The sequence below is a fragment of the Sphingobium cyanobacteriorum genome, assembly GCF_030580935.1.
GTDB lineage: Bacteria > Pseudomonadota > Alphaproteobacteria > Sphingomonadales > Sphingomonadaceae > Sphingobium > Sphingobium cyanobacteriorum.
This window is the reverse complement of record NZ_JAUQOM010000055.1, coordinates 1-3,350: the sequence shown is the minus strand read 5'-3', so window position 1 is coordinate 3,350 and position 3,350 is coordinate 1. Positions and strand designations below refer to the sequence as shown.

The window sequence follows — 3,350 nt, the reverse complement described above, 5'->3', positions numbered from 1 at the left end:
AATTACACCAATGCCGGGGGGAGTGGCCCTCGGGCTACGCCCTCACGCCACTCCCCCCGGCATGTAACACGATGGCCTGGTTTTACGCCGCCGAATGGCCGACTTTTGCTCCGCCGTTGACAACACCGTGTAGCCCGCTGTACAAGGGCCCAGTTTCGCCGGACAAAGCCCTGCATGAGATCGTGAAGGCTCGTGCGCAGACTTGAGTCCGCTGGCCGGAGCTTTTCTCGGACATCCTACAGCCCAACTCATGCGATCAGTCAGGATCGGGGGGCAAATCGACGATGCGGAAAACAGCCCCTGATCCGGCATCACGGACAAGGTCAACGCGCTGGCCATCCCAGTGATAGTCGAGATGACGCCTCTGCAAGGGATTTGATGCGCAGTCTGGGTAGAAGAGCGCGACGCATTCCCCACCCGTATGCCGGGTGCTCGGGTAGGCAATCCCGTCCGATCCTGCTGTCCTGAGGGACTGCGCGAGCGCCTGAGATGCTGCATAGTTGTCGGGAGCGAGCGCCGGAACCGGCTCCCCCGCCTGAGGCCGGAGATCATGCAGGCCTGCATCGACCGTCATGACGATCTCCCGGAACTGCGAGGTCCAACCAGGCGCTTCCTTGGTTCGTGCCATGAACCGCGCATGGTGGTGGATCGTCTCGAACAGCGCGGTCTCAAACCGGTCGCCGACATAGAGCACGCCATAACTTCCGTCGGTAAATCGGCTTGGCCGGTCAATGCTGACATGGGTGAACGGCGCCATGAGGTAGGAGGCTCCGTTTCCGCCGACGCGTCGGTTGATCGGTACCAGGTCGAGATTGCCAATCGTCGCCATAATGCGTGGATTGGTCTTCTGCTCGGCCGAGATCAGCAGCGGCCAGTCCGCGGGATCGGCGACGTCCTCGAACAGGTCGATCGGCGGAAAGACGCTGCGGATGAGCCTGACAGCGCCCTTCCACTCAACTCTAGAAACGGGGATTTCTGCTGTTTCGGTCACCAGCCACCGCGCTCGGCGTCGAGGTAGCGACGCACCCGCATGATGTCGGTAAGCTCGCCTCCCAGCATTACGTCGAGCGCACTGGCTCCGCCAAACGCTTCATTCGCTGCCTTGATCCAAGTGTACCCGCGGGTCGCCTCCGAGAAGATGATGCGAAGCGCCTTGTGGATCCCCATGAGGTTGGAAAGACGCGCGCGGCCATCGCGCGAGATGCGCCCGGGGCCTTCCGCCTTCCATCGGCGATAGGAGCGCACCGGCATGTCGAGCAGCGTTGCCGCCTGCTCGTCGGTCAGTTCCCATTTGCCGAACAGATTGAGGACTGCTCGGAACATGGCAGCTGCCTCGTCCTGGGTAATTGGATCGGGACGGAAGGCGGTAACGGAAGTATCAACGGGTTGCAGAGCCAGCATGGCAGTTCTCCATATGGCATCATATATCGCAAATAATGCCATTTGGCAAGGAACTCTGCCGATCATGCCAGTCTGGCAATCACGCTCGCCGCGCCCTCGATCGGCACGAAGAGCCGGGTCTGATAGCGGATGATCTCGGTAAAGCAGCCTTGGGCCTTGTACCAGTCGAGCCGAGCAGCACTCCATCCCGTAAGCTCAAGTCGCTGTGACCCATTGACCAGACTGCGTTTGACCAGGAGCTTTTCGCGGCCCGCGAGTTCCATGGCGCGGCCCGTCGCCAAGACGGTCTGGACAATGTCGTCGGCGGAAAGAGTTTGCTCGCGTTCCAGACCCAGCGCTCGGCACAGTTCGGGCACGCAATGGACGGGAACCTCTCGGCCGAGGAGCGAACGGCCATCTGCTGCCGAAATGCGGCTTACCCTCACGAAATCCGAAGGGAGCTTGTCCCAGACCGGAAGCAGGAGGCCCGTCGCAAGATAGAGGCGCTCGCGCTTGTGGCTCGAACGGGCTTCTTCGACCTCGGTCGCCCAGGCTTCACGGAAAACGTCGACGGAAATTGCCTCCCAGCTGCTCTCAGCGAGCTGATCCTCGGTGATGTGAGTCCGCTTCAAGGGGCGCAGCAGTTCGAAGCGGGAAACGCGGGTGCCGTCATCAGCAAGAATACTGCGGGCAGGCACGAGCAAGGCAACCCGACCAGAGCGGGCGTTCCGAACCGGTCGCTGCCGCTGCCCGGTGAGGCCGTGGATCTCCTCGAGCCGCTTCAACGTAAGCGGCTTCAAGGCTCTGGCGATTTCCAGCTCCAGCAGATGGGTAGTCGCGCCCGATGCCGGATCGGTGCGCAGCAGCGTGTCGGAAAGGACCGCAAAGTCCTCGACTGCGATGGTCTCGAGGCCCAGATCAAGGGTGCCGGCCTGCCGGGCGGCATCGATACGCGCTTCGACCAGCCCCATGAACTCATCGAAGATCGCGTTCTGCAGGGCTATGGGAAGCGCCAGGATGCGGTTGAGCCAGCGCTGGATCGACGGCAGATCATCGACCATTGAACCGTCGGCTCCTTCGATCCGGAGACCTGTCAGCTCCTGGAAGCGCCCGAGACTGACCGCTTCGAGCTTGCCGGTGAACAGCAAGCCGAACCAGCGATGGAGTGCTTCCTTGGCGTAGATGCTTTCGAGATTGTCGGCCGGATCGAATAGGTTTTGTCCGCCGGTCTGGCGCTGCCCGCGCGTCAAGGCCCCGAGGCTGTCAAGCCGTCGCGCGATCGTCGAGATGAAGCGACGCTCGCCGCGCACATCTGTCGTCACGGGCCTGAACAGCGGGGCCGATGCCTGATTGGTGCGATTGGTCCGCCCGAGCCCCTGGATTGCGGCGTCAGCCCGCCAGCCCGGCTCGAGCAGGAAGTGGACGCGGCGGGCCTGGTTCTTCGCGGTCAGATCGGCATGGTAGCTGCGCCCGGTTCCCCCGGCATCGGAGAACACCAGGATGCGCTTGGCTCCGTCCATGAATGCCTGGGTTTCGGCCACATTGGCTCGTGGGGAGCGGGATTGGAGTTTCTGGCGACCATCGCGGCCGACGATCAGCCGGCGCGTCCGACCGGTGACTTCTGCAACCTGGTCAACACCGAAACGCTCGATGATGGCATCGAGCGCGGTGGCGATCGGCGGCAGGGCGCAAAGCTGCTCGATCATCCGGTCGCGTGCGGCCAGCGCAGTTCGACAGTGTACAGGTGCGCCGTGCGCGTCACTCATCGGCTCGGAGCGAGGATTGCCGTTTTCGTCAGTGAACACCGCCATCAGGCGAACTGGGAAGCTCTTGGCGAGATAGTCGATCACATATTCTTTGCAGTCGCAGTTTATGTCGAGCGTGGCGGCGAGAGACGCAGGTTTCCTTCGGTTTTCCATGATTTCACTCCAGATAATATGCGGGTTAGAGGGAGTGTTCGAAGACGGGTC

The 3,350-nt window shown here is 62.2% G+C and carries 3 protein-coding genes; all 3 read right to left on the bottom strand.

The annotated features are described in order from the left end of the window. Window positions 1–256: 256 nt before the first annotated feature. Entirely contained in the window at window positions 257–991 is a 735-nt protein-coding gene (locus Q4610_RS21530) for an RES family NAD+ phosphorylase (RefSeq protein ID WP_304537819.1), read from the bottom strand. Next, window positions 988–1,401, bottom strand: a complete 414-nt coding sequence (locus Q4610_RS21525) for an MbcA/ParS/Xre antitoxin family protein (RefSeq protein ID WP_304537818.1) — start codon at window positions 1,399–1,401, stop codon at window positions 988–990. Before Q4610_RS21525 ends, Q4610_RS21530 begins: the two co-directional genes overlap by 4 nt. A 62-nt stretch (window positions 1,402–1,463) precedes the next feature. Continuing rightward, window positions 1,464–3,350: strawberry notch C-terminal domain-containing protein (locus Q4610_RS21520; protein WP_304537817.1), on the bottom strand; the 1,887-nt coding region annotated here is incomplete at its 5' end.

Bases quoted from the DNA above. Each gene is read 5' to 3' on its own strand.
- Q4610_RS21525 (WP_304537818.1), bottom strand. From the start codon at position 1,401: ATGCTGGCTCTGCAACCCGTTGATACTTCCGTTACCGCCTTCCGTCCC.